Source organism: Streptomyces sp. NPDC047525 (assembly GCF_040643025.1).
Classification (GTDB): domain Bacteria; phylum Actinomycetota; class Actinomycetes; order Streptomycetales; family Streptomycetaceae; genus Streptomyces; species Streptomyces durmitorensis.
In genome coordinates, this window is record NZ_JBEYTL010000003.1 from 589,639 (window position 1) to 610,119 (window position 20,481).

General features: G+C 72.1%; 16 protein-coding genes. 7 read left to right on the forward strand and 9 right to left on the reverse strand.

The window, feature by feature from the left end; genetic code table 11:
• Positions 1-150: 150 nt before the first annotated feature.
• Complete coding sequence (locus tag ABZ833_RS11555) at positions 151-1,893, reverse strand: alpha/beta-hydrolase family protein (protein WP_361044367.1); 1,743 nt, start codon at positions 1,891-1,893, stop codon at positions 151-153.
• A 144-nt stretch (positions 1,894-2,037) separates the two neighbouring features.
• The gene (locus tag ABZ833_RS11560) at positions 2,038-4,221 is read right to left on the reverse strand and encodes a hypothetical protein (RefSeq protein WP_361044370.1); all 2,184 of its coding nucleotides are present in this window, start codon (positions 4,219-4,221) and stop codon (positions 2,038-2,040) included.
• 96 nt (positions 4,222-4,317) lie between these two features.
• Between ABZ833_RS11560 and ABZ833_RS11565 the strand changes: the two genes are divergently transcribed.
• From ABZ833_RS11565 to ABZ833_RS11575, 3 genes are all read left to right on the forward strand, one after another.
• Complete coding sequence (locus ABZ833_RS11565) at positions 4,318-5,085, forward strand: CPBP family intramembrane glutamic endopeptidase (protein ID WP_361044372.1); 768 nt, start codon at positions 4,318-4,320, stop codon at positions 5,083-5,085.
• A gap of 157 nt (positions 5,086-5,242) precedes the next feature.
• A complete protein-coding gene (locus ABZ833_RS11570) occupies positions 5,243-6,337 on the forward strand; it encodes a chemotaxis protein (RefSeq protein WP_361044374.1) in 1,095 nt (364 codons plus the stop codon).
• Positions 6,338-6,406: 69 nt separating this feature from the next.
• Entirely contained in the window at positions 6,407-7,063 is a 657-nt protein-coding gene (locus tag ABZ833_RS11575; protein ID WP_361044377.1) for a hypothetical protein, read from the forward strand.
• A gap of 35 nt (positions 7,064-7,098) precedes the next feature.
• Here the strand turns inward: ABZ833_RS11575 and ABZ833_RS11580 are convergent, their stop codons facing one another.
• Together ABZ833_RS11580 and ABZ833_RS11585 are read right to left on the reverse strand one after the other, a co-directional pair.
• Entirely contained in the window at positions 7,099-8,361 is a 1,263-nt protein-coding gene (locus tag ABZ833_RS11580; protein ID WP_361044380.1) for an arginine deiminase, read from the reverse strand.
• 55 nt (positions 8,362-8,416) lie between these two features.
• Positions 8,417-9,874 (reverse strand): basic amino acid/polyamine antiporter, encoded by a 1,458-nt coding sequence (locus ABZ833_RS11585; RefSeq protein ID WP_361044382.1) that lies wholly within the window; start codon positions 9,872-9,874, stop codon positions 8,417-8,419.
• A 148-nt stretch (positions 9,875-10,022) separates the two neighbouring features.
• Here ABZ833_RS11585 and ABZ833_RS11590 point away from each other — a divergent pair, with 148 nt between their 5' ends.
• Positions 10,023-11,078, forward strand: a complete 1,056-nt coding sequence (locus ABZ833_RS11590; protein WP_361044384.1) for a biotin/lipoate A/B protein ligase family protein — start codon at positions 10,023-10,025, stop codon at positions 11,076-11,078.
• Here ABZ833_RS11590 and ABZ833_RS11595 read toward each other — a convergent pair.
• From ABZ833_RS11595 to ABZ833_RS11605, 3 genes are all read right to left on the reverse strand, one after another.
• Entirely contained in the window at positions 11,044-11,769 is a 726-nt protein-coding gene (locus ABZ833_RS11595; protein ID WP_361044387.1) for a DUF4232 domain-containing protein, read from the reverse strand. The two genes, ABZ833_RS11590 and ABZ833_RS11595, sit on opposite strands and share 35 nt — an antisense overlap.
• A 76-nt stretch (positions 11,770-11,845) precedes the next feature.
• Complete coding sequence (locus ABZ833_RS11600; protein WP_361044389.1) at positions 11,846-12,514, reverse strand: response regulator transcription factor; 669 nt, start codon at positions 12,512-12,514, stop codon at positions 11,846-11,848.
• On the reverse strand, positions 12,511-13,755 hold the full coding sequence (locus ABZ833_RS11605) for a histidine kinase (protein WP_361044392.1): 1,245 nt from the start codon (positions 13,753-13,755) through the stop codon (positions 12,511-12,513). The genes ABZ833_RS11600 and ABZ833_RS11605 overlap by 4 nt, the downstream gene beginning before the upstream one ends.
• 223 nt (positions 13,756-13,978) lie before the next feature.
• Here ABZ833_RS11605 and ABZ833_RS11610 point away from each other — a divergent pair, with 223 nt between their 5' ends.
• The gene (locus tag ABZ833_RS11610; RefSeq protein WP_361044394.1) at positions 13,979-15,016 is read left to right on the forward strand and encodes a carboxymuconolactone decarboxylase family protein; all 1,038 of its coding nucleotides are present in this window, start codon (positions 13,979-13,981) and stop codon (positions 15,014-15,016) included.
• Positions 15,013-15,888: a class I SAM-dependent methyltransferase gene (locus tag ABZ833_RS11615; protein WP_361044398.1), complete on the forward strand. Its 876-nt coding sequence runs from the start codon at positions 15,013-15,015 to the stop codon at positions 15,886-15,888. Before ABZ833_RS11610 ends, ABZ833_RS11615 begins: the two co-directional genes overlap by 4 nt.
• On the opposite strand, the gene tatA is transcribed toward ABZ833_RS11615, so the two are convergent.
• Positions 15,885-16,058: a Sec-independent protein translocase subunit TatA gene (gene tatA / locus ABZ833_RS11620; RefSeq protein ID WP_249586773.1), complete on the reverse strand. Its 174-nt coding sequence runs from the start codon at positions 16,056-16,058 to the stop codon at positions 15,885-15,887. The genes ABZ833_RS11615 and tatA overlap by 4 nt on opposite strands.
• A 154-nt stretch (positions 16,059-16,212) precedes the next feature.
• Between tatA and ABZ833_RS11625 the strand changes: the two genes are divergently transcribed.
• Complete coding sequence (locus ABZ833_RS11625) at positions 16,213-17,742, forward strand: LCP family protein (RefSeq protein WP_361044400.1); 1,530 nt, start codon at positions 16,213-16,215, stop codon at positions 17,740-17,742.
• Here the strand turns inward: ABZ833_RS11625 and ABZ833_RS11630 are convergent.
• The gene (locus ABZ833_RS11630) at positions 17,733-20,456 is read right to left on the reverse strand and encodes an HAD-IC family P-type ATPase (protein ID WP_361044814.1); all 2,724 of its coding nucleotides are present in this window, start codon (positions 20,454-20,456) and stop codon (positions 17,733-17,735) included. The genes ABZ833_RS11625 and ABZ833_RS11630 overlap by 10 nt on opposite strands.
• Positions 20,457-20,481: the final 25 nt, after the last annotated feature.

The following is a 20,481-nucleotide window of genomic DNA, read 5'->3' on the forward strand; positions in this document are numbered from 1 at the left end:
GCCCCTGGACGAACAAGCCTCTCCCGCCCACCCGCCCGATTGCCCCGCAGTGACAGGGGTGGGTGGGGGGCGAGGCTGCCCCGCGGTGCCGAGGGTGGGGCGGGGCGGGGCCTCGCGCTTCCCGGCCGAAGCAGCCCCCGCAGCCCCGCCTCAGTAAGGCGGCTTCCGCTCCTCCATGTGCTGTCGTAGTCGCTCCGTGTCCTTCTCGCCCCATCCCTCCCGGGGAACGATCGCCGCCCACCCGTCCACCGGCCCCGACCCGTACCGGTGACCGTGCGGCGCCTCGACGCCGTACGACACCGCCATGTCCACCGACGTCTGCCAGAAGGTGACGACGGGGAACCACCTGATCGCCGGGGTGATGTCCGGGCCCAGCGGGTCGTCGAGCCACTGCGGGCGGTGCAGGAGCAGGGCGGAGGACCACCAGACGACCGGGTCGGACGCGTTCTGCAGGTACACCACCCGCGGCTGGCCCCACGCCCCGCCCGGCCGCTTCAGATCCCGCTCGGGGAACTGCGCGAACCGCACGTTCCTGCCCTCGTCGTACAGCGGCCGCCACACCGGGCTCCCCGCGTCCCGGTGATCGCGGATCTCCTGCGACATCGGCGCGAAGTTGGGCGTGCCGACGATCAGCGCCCCGTCCGTCCGGGCCAGCAGATCGTCCACCCCGTCGAACGACGACTCGATCGCGAACCCGCCCAGGCTCTCCCCGGTGACCACGAGCTTGGGCCGGTCGTCCTCCGGCAGGGCGGACCACTTCGCGAGGACCGCGTCGACGAGCAGGCTCGTGGCCTGCGCGGCGCGCTCCTTGTCGACGAGGAAGGAAACCCAGCTGGGCAGGTAGGAGTACTGGACGGCGACGATGGCCGTGTTGCCGTCGTGCATGTACTCCAGGGGTTCACTGATGTCGGCGTTGACCCAGCCGGTCCCCGTGGTCCCGGCGATGGCCAGCACGTCCCGGTCGAACGCACCGGTCCGCTCCAGCTCCTCCACCGCGAGCCGGGCCTTGGCCTCGAAGGGGTCCCTGCTGCTGAAGGCCTCCGGCGCCGACGCGCTGACGTAGACCCGCACGGGGTCCTTCGCGGGCCTGCCCGTGTACTGGGTGATCTGCTCGCTCGTCGGCGTGGACCCCGCGAAGTTGCGGCCCTGGAATCCGAGGTCCTGCCAGCGCAGGAGCGAGCCGGGCCCCCCGGAGACCAGCGGCGAGGTCGGTCGGCGGATGCCTTCCTTGGTGCCGCCGTTCGTCGCGTAGGCGATGCGATCGGCGAGGTCGATGACGCCGCGCTGGAAGACGACGTCGCGCAGCCCGATCGTGACGATCAGCGCGCTGAGCGCGACGCCGAGGCCGATGGCGACGGGCAGCGGCACGAACCGGTGCAGGGCGCGGATCAGCCTGCGTGCACCGAGGCGGATGCCACGGGCCACGAAAAGGAACAGGGCCCAGAGCAGGAGGGCGATCAGCATGATGACCGGCGTGTGCCAGGCCATCGACGGCGGCAGTCCCTGGAGCTCGCGCAGGCGGCGCTGCGCGTGGTCGCTCTCGGCGATCAGCCACACCGTGAGGACGAGCCCGATGACCCAGTACGCCTGCCAGAGACGCGCCCGTGCCTTCTCGCTCGGCCGCCACCGGAACAGCGCGCGGCACACGGTGGCGACGACCGAGCCGAGTCCGTATCCGATGGCCGCCGTGATCCCTCCGACGACGCCCTGCAGCAACCAGGGCCGGGGCACGAGGGACGGCGTGAGGGAGAGCCAGAAGAAGACGGTGCCGACGCAGGCTGCCGTGAGGTCCGGCCAGCGTCTGACCAGGTAGGTGGAGTCGGGCCGTTCCCAGTACGGCTTCCTGACGATCGCGCCGCCGCGCCGCACGATCCACCGCCGAGCGTCCGCCAAAGGCGCATCCTTCGTCAACCGCCTCAGCTCCGAGGTCCGGCGCGGCCGTCCGATGACGGATGTCCCCGGCAAAGGGCGCGCGACCCCATGCTCACCCAGTCCCCCACACCTCGCAAACCGGCTCAAATCGCACTTCCACCCCTGCTAGCGCTCCGCATTCAGCGCATCCACCGCCCCCCTCGCATCGCCGATGTTGAGGTAGTCGACGGCGACGAAGTTCACCGGCCTGCCGCGCTGCCGCTCGCAGTCGTGCACGCGGTCGAGCACCGCCTCGCGCCGGTTGACCGTGCCCGCGTCGAGGCGGCTGCCGCCGTCGATGGTGATGAAGTGGTTGAGCAGGAAGAGCCGCTTGTCCTCGCCGCCCCGGTGCGGGGCGCAGGTCATGTCCGCTGGGCTGCGGAAGGCGAACGGCGTCTCCATGCCGTACCGGTAGAAGTTGCGGTACCAGGGCTGGGGCCCGTCCTCGCGCTCGGCGAACACCACAAGGCGCCGACCGCTGTCGATCATGTCGCCGAGCTCGGGCCACGGCTCGTCAGGGTCGGGGTCGGGCGTGAACAGCAGGTCCGTGAGCCCGGCCTCCTCGAAGGCGGCCGCGGTGTCATCGGCGCTGACGGCGTCCTGCACGATCAGCGTGACCACGTCGGTGGGGTGGGCGCGCAGCCAGTCGCCCGTCTCGCGCAGCGTGGGCACGAGGCCGATCGCCCCGGCCCGGCACACCGAGTGGCAGAGCCACAGGCCGTCACGGGGCGGGTTGAACTTGTTGATCGCGGCCTTGATCTGCCCTTGGAGGCGGGGCGAGAAGTCCGAGCCCTTCAGACGCTCGGCGATCTGCTCGGGCCCCTCCCAGGTGTAGGTGTCGATCTGCAGGGCGCGTACGCCATCGTTGAGCTGGGCCGTGATGCCGGGGTCCTGGAGCGGCCCGATGAACTGGTCGGCCGTGGTCGACATCGCGTTGTGCGAGGTGAGCTGGGCGATCTCGTCGTACGGGCGGTCGCAGAGCCGGGCGCTGCCCTGGCAGGCCCGCGGCTCGGAGCGGCCGACCGCCAGGGGAGCAAGGACGACACCCCCGAGCGCGGCCCCGGCCACCCCGACGGCGAGCACCTGGACCCGCCGCGGGCTGACCGTGAGCGCCGGTCCCGCCTGCCACACCCAGCTGACGGTGACGAGCAGCGCGCCCGCCGCGAGCAGGATGTACGCGGTCGCGGTGGCCGTGCCGATGACGCCGTCCAGGGCGGCGTTCCCCACGTCGTCGACGAGCCGCGCCACGGACTCCGGCCAGGACACGGGCGCAGTGATCACCCCGTCGTCCGTGGCCGTGCGGGCGAACAGGGCGGCAAGGCCGGTCAGCAGTCCGCCCGCGGCGAGCGCCCAGCCCAGCCCCATCAGACGGCGCGCGGGGGCCCGCGGCCCGGAGAACCACAGGAACGCCAGGGCGGCGACGCCCAGCAGGGCTGCGAGCGGCTCGACCACCTCCTGGGCGAGGTGCGTGACGGAGCGCGCCCGGTGCAGCGGGGCGAGCGCGTCCTGCGACGTGTCGAGGTCGGCGGTGATGTCCCAGGTGTCGCCGCCCACGGTCGTCCGCAGCTGCTCGGTGGCCAGGCGCGTGCGGTCGGAGACGGCCTCGGGGCCGACGGCGGCGAGCGCCGACGCCACGTCGCCGCTCTCCAGGGCCACCTCGACCTCGGGACGGAGTGCGTCGCGGCGGTCCTCGGGCACCACCTGGAGGAGCGCGCGGGCCGCGGTGACGGCCTGCTCCCTGGACAGTTCCAGGGCGGGAAGGCCGGTGGGCGGCTCTCCGGTGGTCACACTCCGCGCCGCGCTGTTCAGGTCCGTCAGGAATGCGGGGAAGTCGGGCTCGGGCTGCCGCTGCACGGAGGCGACGAGATCGCCGAAGTACGTCTGGGCCAGGTCGCCGACATTGGTGAGCACCGGCCGCAGGTCCGCCGTGAGGCGCAGCGTCGCGTGCTCGCCCCGCAGATAGCCGGTCACCTCCTCGATCTGGCGGTCGGTCATGGCGCGCAAGGTCTCCGGGGGAAGCACGATCTTCAGGTTGGACGTCACGGCGGCCTCCGGGACCGGCAGCCGCCCCAGCAGGCCGCGGGCGACCGGGAGGCTCTGCGGGTCGACCAGGACCTCGTTGTAGAGGCGGTCGTAGGCGTGCTGGTCCTTCAGCACGCCTTGGTGGAAGCCGGGACTGAGGACCGTGCTGCGCGCCGTGGCCGTCGTGGCGAGGACCGCCACGCACAGCACCGCCACGACCCAGGCGACGGGCCGGAGCCACCGCAGGCACAGGCGCCGGCGCCGCTGGCCGGACGCGCGCTCTTCCATGCCTTCAGGTTGAGTCCCCTGCGTACACGCGGCGACTCGGTACGCGGCTCCGGACCTCCGGTCGCCGCGTGCGCGGGACGCCCGCACGATGGACTCGTGCACGCCCGACGCCCCTCCTCGCGGCACCCGCGGCACCTGCGGCTCGTGCGGCTTCCGCGGCTCTTGCGGCGTCCGGTCACGACGGCCACCGCCGTCACCGCCACCGTCGCCGTCCTCGTGCTCAGCAACCTCGCGAACAACCGGTGGGCGCAGTCCCTGAGCCTCCCCCTCTCCCTGCTGGCCACGGCGGTGCTGCTCGCGATCGTGTACTGGTCGGGCGGGCGGTGGGCCGACGTCGGCCTCGCGCGCGGCACCCTCGTGCGCGGTCTGTGCTGGGCGCTCGCCCTGATCGGAATCGTCGCCGCGGGGTACGCCGTCGCGGCCGCGCTGCCGCTCACCCGCGGGCTGTTCGAGGATCAGCGGCAGAGCGGTCTGAGCGGGGGTGAGGTCGCCCAGCGGGTGCTGGTGACGGTTCCGTTCGGCACGGTCCTGCTCGAGGAGGTGGCCTTCCGGGGCGTCCTGTTCGGGCTGCTCCTGCGCTCGCGCGGGCCGCTCACCGCGACCCTGGTCTCGTCGGGGCTCTTCGGTCTCTGGCACATCCTGCCGTCGCTGGGTCTCGCCGACGCCAAGCCCGCGCTCGGCGGCGCCTTCGGGCACTCGATCCTCGGCGTGATCGTCGTCGACGCCGGAGCGGTCCTCTTCACGGCACTGGCGGGCTGCCTCTTCTGCGAACTGCGCCGCCGCAGCGGAAGCCTGCTCGCCCCCATGGGGCTGCACTGGGCCACGAATGCCCTCGGGTACGTCTTCGGCTTCCTGCTGAGGTGAGCTGCCCCGGGTGAAATGCCACGGCCAGGGAACCGGCATATGGTGCATTTCATGGCGTAATTCCCTCTCTGGAGGCACCTCATCCCTCTCTGGAGGCTCCCCCCCAGCCGCCTCCGGAGCCACCTCATCCGCCGCCCCGCCCCGAAAGGGTCACCCCATGCACCCCTCCCTCAACCCGGCCACCCTGGCCGGGCTGCGCCGGCCGCGCCCCTATCCCGCCGTCACGGTCCTGCTGCCGACCCACCGCAGGGAGCCGGACAACGCGCAGGATGCCGTGCGGCTGCGCAACCTCGTCGCCGAGGCCAAGGAGCGTCTGAAGTCCGACCCGGCCGTGGCCAGGGAGCAGCGGATCGAGGTGGCCGCGCAGTTGGACCGGGCGGTGGCGGAGATCGACCTCGTGCACGCCGAGGACGGGCTCGCCGTGTTCGCCGCCCCCGGGGAGCACCAGGTGTGGTCCCTGGCCAGGACGGTGCCGTCGCGCGTGGTGCTCTCGGACACCTTCCTGACGCGCAACGTCGTCGCGGCCCAGGCCGCCGAGCGTCCGTACTGGGTCCTCACCATCTCGGCCGACCGCGTCTCGCTGTGGAGCGGCACCCCGGAGCGGGTCACCGAGCACAAGGCGGACGGATTCCCGCTGACCCGGAGCCTGGAGGACCCGGACGCCGAGCGCAAGGAGCGGATCGGCGACCTGCCGAGCACCTACCGCGACGAGCAGACCCGCAGGTTCCTGCGCGAGGCGGACCTGTCCACGGCCAGTGTGCTCCGCGCCCATCCGCGCCCCCTGTTCGTGGCAGGCGAGGCCGCGGCACTGTCCCTCCTCGACGGCGCGGGCACGGTCATCAAGGAGGCCGGCCGGGTGCCGCACGGCGGCCTCGTGCACGGCCCGGCGGACGCGGTGTGGCAGGCGGTACGCCCCTTCCTCGCCGCCCAGGACAAGAGCGAACTCGACTCCGTGCTCCATGAGTTGGACGCGGCGCAGGGCCGACGCCACTACGCCGCCGGTCTCGACGAGGTCTGGCAGAACGTGACGACGGACCGGGTACGCCTCCTCGCCGTGGAGGACACCTACCAGGCGACCGTGCGCGACGACGGCGGACATCTGGTGCCTGCCGATCCGGACGACCTCGACGCGGTGGACGACGTCGTCGACGACATCGTCGAGCGGGCCCTGGACACCGGCACACAGGTCCACTTCGTACCCGAAGGCGCGCTCGCCGACCGGGGCCGGATCGCCTGCGCCCTGCGCTACTGACACCCCCCCTCACGACCAGCAACAGGTAACAGGCAACAAGCAACAGCAGCAGGGAAAGGACCGCACCGAATGAACCCGATGCCGCCCCGCGGGAAGCGGCGCCCCGCACGCCGCAGGCCCGCGGTGTCCGCCGCCCTCACGCTCGCCGCCACGGTGACGGCCGCCGCCGCCCTCGTCTCGTGCAGCACCGACAGCGACGCCCCGTCGGCCGAGGGCAGCCGGACGGTGAGCGAACGGCCGACCGCCCCGGACTCGTCGTCGTTCTCGGAGAAGACCGCGTCGCCGTTGAAGTCGCAGGCCTCGGAGGCCGCCGAGTCCGCCCGTGCCTCGGCCTCGGCGGCCGAGGCCTCCGCCTCGGAGCGCGCGGACGAGTTCGAGGCGTCCGTGTCCGCCGACACGGAACGGGCCAACCAGGCCGCCAAGGACGCCCTGAAGGACGTCGACGGGCGGGGCAACGCGATGTCCGACGTCTCGATGACGGGCAAGCCGCGCGCCGAGACGGGCGGTGTGCTCGCCTCCGTGGTGACCTTCACCAACAGGACCGACAAGACGGCCGACTTCGCCGTGCAGGTCGACTTCGTGGACTCGTCGGGCAAGACCGTGGAGACCCGCTACGTCGGCACGGAGAACCTCGAACCGGGCAAGCGCGCCCAGCGGTACGCCATCAGCCACGAGCCCCCGGAGCCGAAGCTCTCCGCGAAGCTGGTCAAGGCGCAGCGGTACTAGACCGGCGGTACTGAGCCCCCGTACCGCTGGGGGCTTCAGAAGTCCACGGCGTCGCGGACGAGCGGGCACGTCATGCAGTGTCCGCCGCCGCGGCCCCGGCCGAGTTCGGCGCCGACGATGGTGATGACCTCGACGCCCGCCTTGCGCAGCAGCGTGTTGGTCTGGGTGTTGCGGTCGTAGGTGAAGACCACGCCCGGCTCCAGGGCGACGGCGTTGTTGCCGCTGTCCCACTGCTGCCGCTCGGAGGCGTAGACGTCCCCGCCCGTCTCGATCACGCGCAGGTCGGGCAGGCCGAGCGACTTGGCGACCACGTCGACGAACGCGCGCGAGCCCTCGTCCGTGATCTCGACACCGGACGCCTTGCCGCCGGGGCGCAGCGTGAAGGAGTGCACGGCGTCCATGATCTTCGGGTAGAGCGTGACGATGTCGCGGTCGGCGAAGGTGAAGACCGTGTCGAGGTGCATGGCGGCCCGCAGCTTGGGCATGCCCGCGACGATGACCTGCTCGGCCGCGCCGTTCTCGAACAGCGCGGACGCGACCTGGGTGATGGCCTGCCGCGAGGTGCGCTCGCTCATGCCCATCAGGACGACGCCGTTGCCGACGGGCATGATGTCGCCGCCCTCGAACGTCGCCTGGCCCCAGTCGAGTTCGGGGTCGCCCCACCACACCGTGGCCCCCGTGAAGTCGGGGTGGAACCGGTAGACGGCCTTCATCAGGAGCGTCTCGTCGTGCCGGGCCGGCCAGTACAGCGGGTTGAGCGTGACGCCCCCGTACAGCCAGCACGTCGTGTCGCGCGTGTAGAGCGTGTTCGGCAGCGGCGGCATCAAGTACTCGCGTACGCCGGTGGATTCGCGCACGAGCGCGACATAGCCGGAGCGGAACTCGTCCGGCAGATCCGCGGTCGCAAGGCCCCCGATGAGGTACTCGGCGAGCTGCCTCGGCTCCAGTGTCTCCAGGAAGGCGCGGGTGCCGTCGATGAGCCCGAGGCCGACCTCGTTCGCGGTGATCTTCCGGTCGAGGAGCCAGGTCCTTGCCTCGGGGATCGCCATGGTCTGCGCGAGGAGGTCGTGCAGCTCGACGACCTCGACGCCGCGCTGCTGGAGCTTGATGACGAAGTCCGCGTGGTCGCGCTGGGCGTTCTCCACCCACATGACGTCGTCGAAGAGCAGGTCGTCGGCGTTGGTGGGGGTCAGCCTGCGGTGTGCGAGTCCCGGCGCGCAGACCAGTACCTTGCGCAGCCTGCCGACCTCGGAGTGGACGCCGAACGTCGGTGCGGCGGGGGTGTCGTGGCTGGTCACGGTGCGCCTTTCGGTCGGTGGCGACTGGTTCGGGGGCGGGCCCGGCCTGGTCCGGTCAGAGGTCGATCCAGCCCGCCGCGAGCGCGATCACGCCCACGACGGCGCCCGCGATCGAGACGGCGCAGATGACGGCCTCGCGCGGGGAGAACAGGCGCCGGTTCTGCTCCCGCCGGGCCTTGATGAACAGGAGCGTCGCGGGGGCGTAGATGATGAAGGAGACAAGGACGAACTTGAGCCCGGCCGCGTACAGCAGGAACGCCATGTACAGCGTGGCGATCACCGCGATCACGAGTTCCTTGCGGGTGCTCTGTCCGGCGACGCCCTCGCGGCCGGGCCCGGTGGCGATCTTGACGGCGAAACCGGCCGCGAGCAGGAACGGGATGAGGCTCAGCGCGCTGGTCAGGTCGAGCGCGAAGTTGAACGCGTCGTCGGAGAACATCGTGACGACCAGGACCACCTGGCTCAGCGCGGTGGTCATCAGGAGCGCGGGGACCGGCACGTCCTCCGATGTGGCCTTGCGCAGGAAGCGGGGCATGTCGTCGTCCTTCGCGGCGACGAAGAGCACTTCCGCGGCCATCAGCGTCCAGGCGAGGTAGGCGCCGAGCACGGAGATGATGAGTCCTACGCTGACGAAGACCTTGCCCCAGGTGCCGACCGCCTCCTCCAGGACCCCCGCCATGGAGGGCTGGCGCAGCTCGGCGATCTCCGCCATCGGCATGATCCCGTACGACACGATGGTGACCGAGGCGAAGACGGCGAAGACGCTGAGGAAGCCCAGGATCGTGGCCCGGCCGACGTCCTCGCGGCGCTTGGCGTGCCGGGAGTAGACGCTCGCGCCCTCGACCCCGAGGAAGACGAAGACGGTGGCCAGCATGGTGCCGCGCACCTGGTTGAACAGCGATCCCGCGTAGTCCGCGCCGCCGAAGTTGTCCGCGAAGACGGACGGCTTGAAGAAGAAGAGGGCCAGGATCACGAAGACGAGGATGGGCACGATCTTGGCGACGGTGACGATCCTGTTGATCGCCGCCGCTTCCTTGACGCCGCGGCGGATGAGCAGGAAGAACGCCCACAGGCCGAACGAGGAGAGGACGACGGCGAGCAGGGTGTCGCCGTCGCCGAGGCTCGGCCAGATGGCGCCGATGGTCGACATGATGAGCACCCAGTAGGTGACGTTGCCGACGCACGCGCTGGCCCAGTACCCGAAGGCGGAGAAGAAGCCGAGGTACTCGCCGAACCCTGCCTTCGCGTAGGCGTAGACACCGGCGTCCAGATCCGGTCTGCGGACGGCGAGGGTCTGGAAGACGAAGGCGAGCATCAGCATGCCCGCACCGGCGATGGCCCAGGCGATCAACGCGCCCGCGACCCCGGTCTCCTGGGCGAACCGCCGTGGCAGCGAGAACACGCCCGCGCCGACCATGGAGCCGACGACCATCATCGTCAGCGTGGCGAGCGTCAGCTTGACGGCCGGTGACGCACCGGCGGTGGCTTGGTCACTGGTCTCGGCGTGGCTCATGGACTCCTCGTCAGCTCCCGTCAGGGCCGGCGCCGAGGGGACGACTGACCACCCTGTGCGGGAATCTATCCCTAGTGGGTCGAGTTGTCCTGATATGAAATCGCAGGCTGCCGGTGTCCGCGATTCGGCAAGGCCCGGAGGAAGCACAGTGCACGGTGAGTACAAGGTCCCCGGCGGCAAGCTCGTCGTCGTGGACCTGGAGGTCGAGGACGGCACGCTGCGGCATGTGCGGGTGGCGGGGGACTTCTTCCTCGAACCTGACGAGGCATTCGACGCCCTGAGCCGTGCCCTGGAGGGCGCACCCGCCGAGACCGACACGGCGGGTCTCGCCGCCCGCGTCGACGCCGCGCTCCCCGAGGGCACGGTGATGTACGGCCTCACGTCGGAGGGCGTGGGCGTCGCGGTGCGCCGGGCCCTCGCGCATGCCACGGACTGGACCGACTACGACTGGCAGCTGATCCACGAGGCCCCGCAGTCCCCCGCCCTCCTGATGGCGCTGGACGAGGTGCTCACCGAGGAGGTCGCCGCCGGGCGCCGCCCGCCGACGCTACGTGTGTGGGAGTGGGAGTCCCCGGCGGTCGTCATCGGCAGCTTCCAGTCGCTGCGCAACGAAGTGGACCAGGAGGGCGCCGCGCGCCACGGCGTCCAGGTGGTGCGCCGGATCAGTGGCGGCGGCGCCATGTTCTGCGAGCCGGGCAACGCCATCACGTACTCGCTCTCGGTCCCGGACTCCCTCGTGCAGGGCCTGTCCTTCGCCGACAGCTACGCCTATCTGGACGACTGGGTGCTCGACGCCCTCGGCGACATGGGCATCAAGGCGTGGTACCAACCCCTCAACGACATCGCCACCGACGCCGGCAAGGTCGCGGGCGCCGCCCAGAAGCGCGTCGCCGGCGGGCACGGCGCCGTACTGCACCACGTGACCATGTCGTACGACATCGACGCGGAGAAGATGGTCGAGGTGCTCCGCATCGGCCGCGAGAAGCTCTCGGACAAGGGCACGCGGAGCGCGAAGAAGCGCGTGGACCCGCTGCGCCGCCAGACGGGCCTCCCGCGCGAGACCGTGATCGAGCGGATGCTCGACTCCTTCCGCGGGCGGTACGGCCTGACGGTGGGCAAGGCCACGGACGAGGAGATGGCCAGGGCGCGGGAACTGGCCCGGACGAAGTTCAGCTCGCCGGAGTGGACGGCGCGGGTGCCGTAGGCCTTGACGGGCTCGCGTCGTCGGCGGGCTCCCTCTGCCAGGCGGTCGTGCCGATGCGGCCGGTGTTGCCGAGGTCGATCCGGCCCTCCGGCGTCACGGTCCCGGGGCGGGTGCCAGGCGCCGGGGTGACCTTGAGGTAGGTGCCGCTGACGGCGGTCGTGGTCGTGTCCGTGACGGTGTTGCGCCAGACGAGGACGGTGTAGGCCTCCTCGCCCCGCTTGAGCGAGACGCGGTGGTTCGGCCCGGGGTCGTCGTCTCTCGCCATGATGGGCTCGGTACCTTCGAGGATCTGTACGTCGAGGGGTTCGCGGTGCTCGTCCAGGACCCGCAGCTTCGGATAGCCCTTCAGGCGATAGATGTCCTTGCCGCAGTTGGTCACGGTCACGCTCATCGCGCGCAGGCCCATGGCGGGGTTGACCATGCCCGCCTCGATGCGGACACCGGACGCGGGGCAGGAGGGCGACGCCACGTCGGGCACCTGCGACGGCCCCGTCTCGACGGGTATCCCGGTCGGCGAGTCGGGACCGGCCGAGGCCGACAGACCGCCCCCCGCGCTGGTCCGGCCGTCCTGAGCCGGCGCCGTACGCCCGGGATCCGCCTCCCGCTCCAACTCCTCCGAGAGCCCGCACCCGGTGGCGAGCAGGACCACGGCCGAGAGGGCAGCGACATGTCTGAACGCTATGACGGTCACGCGGAGATCATGCCATGGCCACAGTTTCCCCCTATCTGCCTTCGCCTTCATATCGGCGCTCCGAGTCCATGGGCGCCTAAGGAGTTGCGTTCCTCGCCGCGACGAGCCCCGACTCATAGGCGAACACGACCAGTTGGGCCCGGTCGCGCGCGCCGAGCTTCGTCATCGCCCGGCTCACATGCGTCTTCGCCGTGAACGGGCTGATCACCATGTGCTCGGCGATCTCCTCGTTCGTCAGCCCGCGCGCGGCCAGCGCGGTGACCTCCCGCTCCCGGCGCGTGAGGGTCTCCAGGCCCGGCGCGGTGGCCCGGTCCGGTGGCCGCGAGACGAACTCGCCGATCAGCCTGCTGGTCACGGAGGGCGAGAGCAGGGAGTCCCCGCGCGCGACGATCTCGATGCCGTGCAGCAGGTCGGCGGGCTCCGTGTCCTTGAGCAGAAACCCACTGGCACCGGCACGCAGCGCGTCGAAGACGTACTCGTCGAGGCCGTAGTTGGTGAGGATCACGACGCGTACGCCGCCGAGGCGGGGGTCGGCGGCGATCCGACGTGTCGCCTCGATCCCGGTCATCACCGGCATCTGTACGTCTATGAGCGCGACGTCCGGCATGCACTCCCGCACGAGAGCGACCCCGCGCTCCCCGTCGGAGGCCTCCCCCACCACCTCGATGCCGTCCTCGGCTTCGAGCAGCGCACGGAACCCGGCCCGCATCAACGCCTGGTCGTCGATGAGCACCACCCGGATCACATCTCCTCCCCCGGTCGCCCGGCGGCCACCCTGGCCTCCGCGGACGTTCCTTCCTGCCGCCCGGCGGTCACACCGGACGCCAACACCCCATCCCCCAGCGGCAGTTCCGCCCGCACCAGGAATCCCCCCTCGACCCGCGGCCCCGCCCGCAACGTCCCGCCCAGGGAGGCGACCCGCTCCCGCATCCCCGTGAGCCCGGTCCCCTCCACCGGTGGCCGCCCCGCGTCGGCGACCCCGTCGTCCTCCACCCGCACCCCCAGCACCCTCTCCCCGTAGTCGAGTCCGACCGTCACCGTGGCCAAGCCGCCCGCATGGCGGGCCGCGTTGGTGAGGCCTTCCTGCACGATCCGATACGCGGCCCGCTCCAGCTCACCGGCCAGGGTCCGCTCCCGGCCCCGCACCGCAAGCTCCACGGCGAGCCCCGCGGCCCGCGCACGCTCGACGAGCAGCGCGGGACTCCCCGTCGGCTCGTCCGTGCGCAACACCGTGAGTGTGGACCGCAGTTCACGCATCGCCTCGCCGCTCGCCTCCTGGATGGCGAGCAGCGCGGGCGGTATGTCCTCGCCCCGCTTGCGGGCGAGGTGGACGGCCACCCCCGCCTGGAGCTTGACGATCGAGATGCTGTGCGTCAGCGAGTCGTGCAGTTCGCGCGCGATCCGCAGCCGCTCCTCGCCCGCCCTGCGCAGCGCCGCCTCCTCGCGGGTCCGCTCGGCCTCCAGGGCCCGCTGCTCGGTCTGGCGCAGATACGCCTGCCAGTTCTTGTCGGCGAGGCCCGTGACGAGGGCGCACAGGAACCAGCCGGCCAGCAGCAGCGTCCGCTGCACGACGTCGTCCGACGCCTCCCCCGCGACCGCGAAGCCCACGAGGAACACCCCGGCTGCGACAGCGGCGAGGCCCCGGTGAGCCGCGCGCGCTGCCGTGTGCACGGCCGCCACCACCGGGATCGCCGCGACACTGCTCGCGCCCGCGTACAACACCTCGCCGAGCAGGCACGCCGTGGTGAGCGCGAGCGCGGCGCGCGGCGCCGCCCGGTGCGCGGCGAGAGCGAGCGAACCGGTGCCGATCAGGGCGTAGTCGAGGAGCCCCGCGCCGCCGTCCCCCAGCCCCGCCGCGACCGCGACTATCGCCCCCACCACGACCGCGAGCACGGCGTCACCGACCCACGCCTGCCGCACCTGATTCCGCACCCGGTCGCGCACGTTCACCTGCTCCGCCGCGCCTACCGCCCTGTCCGCCGCCATCTCCGCCCCCGCGTCATCGCATCCCCGCGTCCCTCGCACCGGCGCATCCCCCGCCGTGTTCAGAACGATAGAGCCCACCGCTGACAACCGCGTCACCCCAGCAGACCGCTCCCGCACTACTCCCCGCGTAGTAGCCACAGCCCCGTCCGGCCCCGGCGACGTACCCTCAACTGCCTTCCGCCGGACGACGACCCGAGGCACCCGGCGCCCCGACCATCGGGGCATGGCAACCTTTCGATACACCGATCCCGTACTCCCGAAATCCGCGACCGGCAGGACCGCCGAGGCGTACGCGCAGATGGCCGAGAACTTCGGTATCGCGGAGCCGGCGCCGCTCGTCGCCCTCTCGCCCGCGCCCGAACTGTTCACCGCCACCTGGGCGTTGCTCCGCGAGTCCCTGCTGGTCGGCGGCGACGACGCCTTCGGCAGCGGGGGCACCACGCGCACCGGCCGGGAGCTGGTCGCGCTGGGCGTCTCGCTCGCCAACCGCTGCCCGTTCTGCGTGAGCGCGCACACGGTCATGCTGCACGCCACCGGCGACCACCGCGTCGCCGAGCGGGTGCTGCGCGGCGAGCAGCCCGAGGACCCGGCGCAGGCGCGGCTGCTCGCCTGGGCTCAGGCGACCCGGACGCCGCGGGCGCCGGAGCTCGTCTCTCCGCCGTTCCCGCGGGCCCACGCCCCGGCCCACATCGGCACCGCGCTCTCCTTCCACTTCATCAACCGCGTCGCGTCGTCGCTGATCACCGAGGCCATGCTGCCGTGCAACGCGCAGCGCTTCCGGGCGGTGCGCTCGCTCGGCGGCCGCACCTTGCAGAAGACGGTGCGCCGCACCCTCGCCCCCGGCGACTCCCTGGCCCTGATTGACGATCCTCAGCCCGGCCCTGCCTGGGCCGCGGGCACGCCCATCGGTTCCGCGTACGCCGCGCTCCGTGCCGCGGCGACGATGGGCGCGGGACTGCTCGACGAAGCGGACCAGGCCCTAGTGCAGGCGGCGGTGGCGGCGTGGGACGGCGCGCATCCGCCGCTGTCCTGGGACGCCCTGCCCGACCGCGCGTCCCGCCCGGGAGCACGCCTCGCGCTGCTCGCCGCGCTCGCGCCGTACCGCATCACCGACGAGGACGTGGCGGCCTGGAAGAAGCCACCGTTCAGCGACCACTGCCTCGTGCACCTGGTCGCGTACGGCGCGTTCACGGCGGTCGACCGCATCGAGGGCGCCCTCGCGGTGCACCACTCGGCCCGCTACGCCAAGGAGACGTCATGACCACAGCGACGACACCGACCCCCAACTCCCGCCAGGCGCAGGCGTGGAACGGCTCGGTGGGCACGCACTGGGCCACACACCACGACCGGTACGACACGATGCTCTCCGGCGTGAACGACGCGCTCTTCGAAGCCGCGGCCATCGGCTCCGGCGACCGCGTCCTGGACATCGGCTGCGGTGCGGGCATCACCACGCGCATCGCGGCCCGCCGCGCCGCGCACGGCCATGCGGTGGGCGTCGACATATCGGCGCCGCTCCTCGACCGCGCCCGTGCGAGCACGGCATCCGACGGCATCACGAACGCGGCGTACGAACAGGCGGATGCCCAGACCCACGCGTTCCCCCCAGCCGGGTACGACGTCGCGATCAGCCGTGGCGGGGTGATGTTCTTCGCCGACCACACCGCCGCGTTCACGAACATCGCCCGCGCGTTGCGCCCCGGCGGGCGGCTGGTGTTCGTCTGTCCGCAGCCCGTCGGCCAGGGCACCGAGGAGTCCCGCACGCTCGGCCTCTTCGCCGAACTCCTCGCGCGGGAGGACGGCCCCGAGGAGAGCCCGGAGTCCATACCGCCCGAGGCCGCGGCCGACGCCACCGCCGCCCGCACCGCGATGGCCTCGCTCTCGGACCCGGCCCGCATCCACGAGGTGCTCACCGCGTATGAGGACGTGACGGTGACTCCCGTGCCGGTGGAGACGGTATGGGGCCAGACCCCGGCGGACGCCGTCGACTTCATCCTGTCGCGCACACCGGGCCGGACGGTGACCGCCGCGACGCGGGCATCGCTGGAGGAGGCGTTCCGGCCGTACGCGACCGAGTTCGGCGTGCGGTTGCGGGCGGGGGTGTGGCTGGTGACGGCGGTGCGGCCGACCTAGCCCTTCCCCCGCTCCCCGTCCTCCTGCATCGCCCTGGTCTCGCTCTTCAGGATCCGCAGGGACTTGCCCACCGCGCGCGCCGTGTCCGGCAGCTTCTTCGAGCCGAACAGCACGATGACCACGATCGCCACGATGAGCAGATGCCAGGGTTCCAGTCCGTTTCGGAGCATCGTCGCCCGCCCTTCTCCACAGATGTCTCAGCTGTCACTCAGCCGTCGGTTGCCTCAGAAAAGATTGCTACATTGCGCAACTGTACAACCATGGGGCGGGCCAGAAGGTCCCTCTCCATGAGGCGGAACGACTCGGACGGATAGGGCGGCACCCATGACAACCAGCCACCGTGCAGCTGTACGCGGCCGTCGGCGCAAGCGCGGCCGTGTGCGGCTCACGCTCGGCGTCGTCCTGTCACTCCTGGTTCTCGTGACGGCAGGCGCCGGGTGGGCGTACTTCCGTCTGAGCGGCAACATCGACACCTTCGCGGCGGACGGCGTCTCCGGCGACCGGCCCGACGCCGACGCATCCAAGGGCGAGAACGTCCTGGTGATCGGCTCGGACGCGCGCACAGCGGGGAACAGCGCGCTCGGCGGCGGCGACAAGAGCGACATCGGCCGCTCCGACACCGCCTTCCTGCTGCATGTGTACGCCGACCACCGGCACGCCGTCGCCGTCTCCATCCCCCGCGACACCCTCGTGGACCTCCCGCCCTGCAAACTGCCGGACGGCAGCTGGACCAGGACCCGGCCGCACACCATGTTCAACGCCGCGTACTCCGTGGGTCAGACCGCCAAGGGCAACCCCGCCTGCACCCAGAACACCGTCGAGCACCTCACCGGCCTGCGCGTCGATCACACCGTCGTCGTCGACTTCAAGGGGTTCGCGGAGCTGACGGACGTGGTGGGCGGAGTGCAGGTGTGCCTGCCGCAGGACGTCTACCAACGCGACCTCAACCCCCACCGCACCACCCGGGGCACGCGCCTCTTCGCCAAGGGCGAGCAGGAGGTGGCGGGCCAGAAGGCCCTGGATTACGTACGCATCCGGCACGGCATCGGCGACGGCTCCGACATAGGCCGCATCAAGCGGCAACAGGCCTTCGTCGCCAGCCTGTTGAAGAAGGTCAAGAGCGACGGCCTGACCCCCACCAAGCTGCTGCCGCTCGCGGACGCCGCGACGAAGTCGATGACCGTCGACCCCGGACTCGGCTCCGCCGACAAACTGATCTCGTTCGCGATGTCCCTGAAGGACATCGATCTGAGCAACACCAAGTTCGTCACCATCCCCTGGCGGTACGAGGGTGCGCGCGTCGCCGTCGTCCAGCCGGACGCCGACGCGCTCTGGGCGTCGCTCAAGGACGACCGCACGCTGGACGGGGCGGACGCCGGCGGCAAGAACGGCGAGAGGGCCGAGAAGGGAGAGAAGAGTGAGAAGGGCAAGCGGGAGTCCAGCGGTGCGAAGTCCGCCGCGGCCGTCTCCGGAGGCGGCGCCGCCGTGGCCGTCGAGAACGGCACCACCGTCACCGGCCTCGCCGCCCGCGCGGCGAAGACCCTCGCCGAGCACGACTTCACGGTCACCGGCACCGCGACCGCCGCAGCCCAGGATCACGCCACCACGGTGATCGCCCACGGCCCCGGCGAACGGAGCCGCGCGAAGTCCCTCGCCCGCCTGTTCCCTGGCGCGGAACTCGAGGCGGCGGCCACGCCCGGCATCACCGTCACCCTCGGCCAGTCGTACGCGGATGCCCCCTCGGCCGCGCCATCCGACGAGCCGGAACCCGTCCCCACCAAGGTCCCCACCAAAGTCGCCGACGACGCCCGCTCGGCCGACGACACCCCCTGCTCCGATCTCTCCTACGGCTGAGCGTCCCACCGCCGCCGGAGCGCCTCGAGCGCCACCGCGTAGAGACCGAGCACCACCGCGAGCAGCAGGTAGTACAGGCCCGGCAGAGCCGTCATCCCCAGGAGCGGCCCCAGCGGGGAGAGCGGAAGGAGCAGTCCGACGGCGGCGAGCGCGGCCACCGACCAGCCGACCGGGCCCGGCGTCCTGCCCTCGGCCCTGCGGCGGCCGGTCCGCAGGAGCAGCATCACCAGAGCCTGGGTCAGCAGGTTCTCGGTGAACCACCCGGAGTGGAACACCGCCTGGTCGTCCACGGCACCGGGGCCGTGCAGGGCGAGCGCGAGGACGAGGAAGGTGGCGAGGTCGGCGAGGGCGTTGAGGGCCCCGAAGCCGGTGATGAAACGCAGGAAGGCGCGGGGCCGCAGCACGGTGGGGCGACGGAGCACCGCCGGATGCGGCCGCTCGTAGGCGAAGGCGACCTGCGCGGCGTCGAAGCACAGGTTCTGCACGAGGACCTGCGCCGGGAGCATCGGCAGGAACGGCAGCAGGAGTCCCGCGGAGAGCATCGCGATGACGTTGCCGAGGTTCGAGGAGAGGGTGACGCGCAGGTACGTGGCGATGTTGCCGCTGCTGTGGCGTCCCGCGAGGACGGCCTGGTCGATCGCGGTGAGGTCCTTGTCGGCGAGGACCACGTCGGCGCTCTCGCGTACGACGTCCACGGCGGCCCGCGGGGCGATCCCCACGTCGGCGGCCCGCAGCGCGGGCAGGTCGTTGACCCCGTCGCCGAGAAATCCGGTGGTGTGCCCGCAGGACCGCAGCGCCGCGGTGATGCGGGCCTTGTGCTCGGGGGTGCAGCGGGCGAAGACGGTGGTGCGCCGGGCGGTCTCGGCGAGTTCGGCGTCGGTGAGGGAGTCGAGGCGGTCGGCGGTCAGGACCTGGCCGGAGCCGATCCCCAGCTCGCGGCAGGCCCGCGCCGCAGTCCCCGGATGGTCGCCGGTGAGGATCTTGACCGTGATGCCGCTCTGAGCGAGGTCGCGCAGGGCGGTGGCCGCGGTCGGGGCGAGCGCGTCCCGCAGGGTGAGGAAGCCACGGAAGGTCAGGCCGCGTTCGTCGGCCGCGGTGTAGGCGCGGGTGCGGGCGGGCCGCTCGGCGGTGGCGACGGCGAGGACGCGCAGGCCACTGGCCGCTTCGTCGGCGGCGACGGACAGGAGCCTCGCGCGTTCACCGTCCTCCAGCACACAGCGTTCCAGTACGTCCTCGGCGGCGCCCTTGACCACGAGCGTGTGGGTGCCGAGGCTGCCGGGACGGCGTACGACGGCGGTGGCGATGCGGCGTACGGAATCGAAGGGCAGCGCCGCCACCCCGTCGTACCGCAAGGCTTCTTCCTCGTCCGCGGCATCGAGGACCGCGTCGTCGAGCGGGTCGGGGGCGGGCAGCTCGGCGAGCTGGAGCGTCCACCAGGAGTTGACCGCGGCCCAGTGCAGCGCTTCGGGCGCCGCACGCCCGTCGGCGCCCAGGGCGCGGTCGAGCACCGGCCGGTCCTCGGTGAGCGTGCCGGTCTTGTCCAGGCACAGGACGTCGACGGCGCCGAGGTCGTGCAGAGCGGGCAGCCGTTTGACGATCACCCCGTGCGTACGGGCCAGGAGCGAGGCACCGCGCGCCAGGCAGGTGGTGACGATGACCGGCAGCATCTCCGGCGTCAGGCCGACCGCCACGGCGACCGCGAACGGCAGGGTCTCAAGGCCTCGCCCGCGCAGGGCGGCGTTGGCCATCAGGACGAGCGGCGGGGTCAGCAGCATGAACCGGATGAGGACCCAGGAGATGCCGTGCACGGAGCGGTCGAAGGCACTCGGCTCGCGCCACCCCGAGAGCCCACGCTGCTCCAGCAGCCCGCGCCGCCCCGGCAGCCCCTGCCGCCCCGACAGCCCGCGCTGCTCCGACTGCCCGCGCCACCCCGGAAGCCCACGCTTCCCCGCCAGCCCGCGCTGCCCCGACAGCCCCCGCCACCCTGAAAGGCCCCGCCTCCCCGACAACCCCCGCCACCCTGAAAGCCCCCGCCTCCCCGCCAGGCCCTGCGCCGCGGCAAACCGAGTCCGCTCCCCGGTCGCGACGACCACCGCGGTGCCGCTGCCCGAGGCGACGCTGCTGCCCTGGAAGCAGAGATGAGGCTGGTCGAAGGCGCCTTCGGGGCGCCGCGGGCCCGGCACATCGGCGGCGGCCTTGGGCACCGGCGCCGACTCCCCCGTCAGCGCGGCCTGGCGCACGCTGAGTCCGCTAGCGCGCAGCAGCCGTACGTCGGCGGGGACGAGGTCACCGGGGCCGAGCCGCACCACGTCCCCGGGCACCAGCTCCTCGACCGGGATCTCCCGCTCCTGGGGGTGCTCCTGCGGGTCCCCGTCCCGTTCCGCGCGGCGCAGCACGGTCGCGGTGGTGGCCACCAGTGCCCGGAGCGCGGCCATGGACCGGTCGGCGCGGTGCTCACCGGACGTCCGCAGCACCCCGCTGACGACGACCAGGCAGAGGATCACGCAGGCGGTGCCCCACGACGCCACAGTGGCCGACACCAGACCGAGGCAGAGCAGCACCGCCGTGAACGGATCCCGCATGCTGCGGCCGAAGAGCCGCGGCCACGACACCGCACGCCGGTCGGGAAGGGTGTTCTCGCCGAACCGGGCGACGCGCCGCTCGGCCTCCTCGTCCGTCAGGCCGCGCGGGCCACTGTCCACACGGCGCAGCACTTCGAGCGAGGTGAGCCCACTGGCC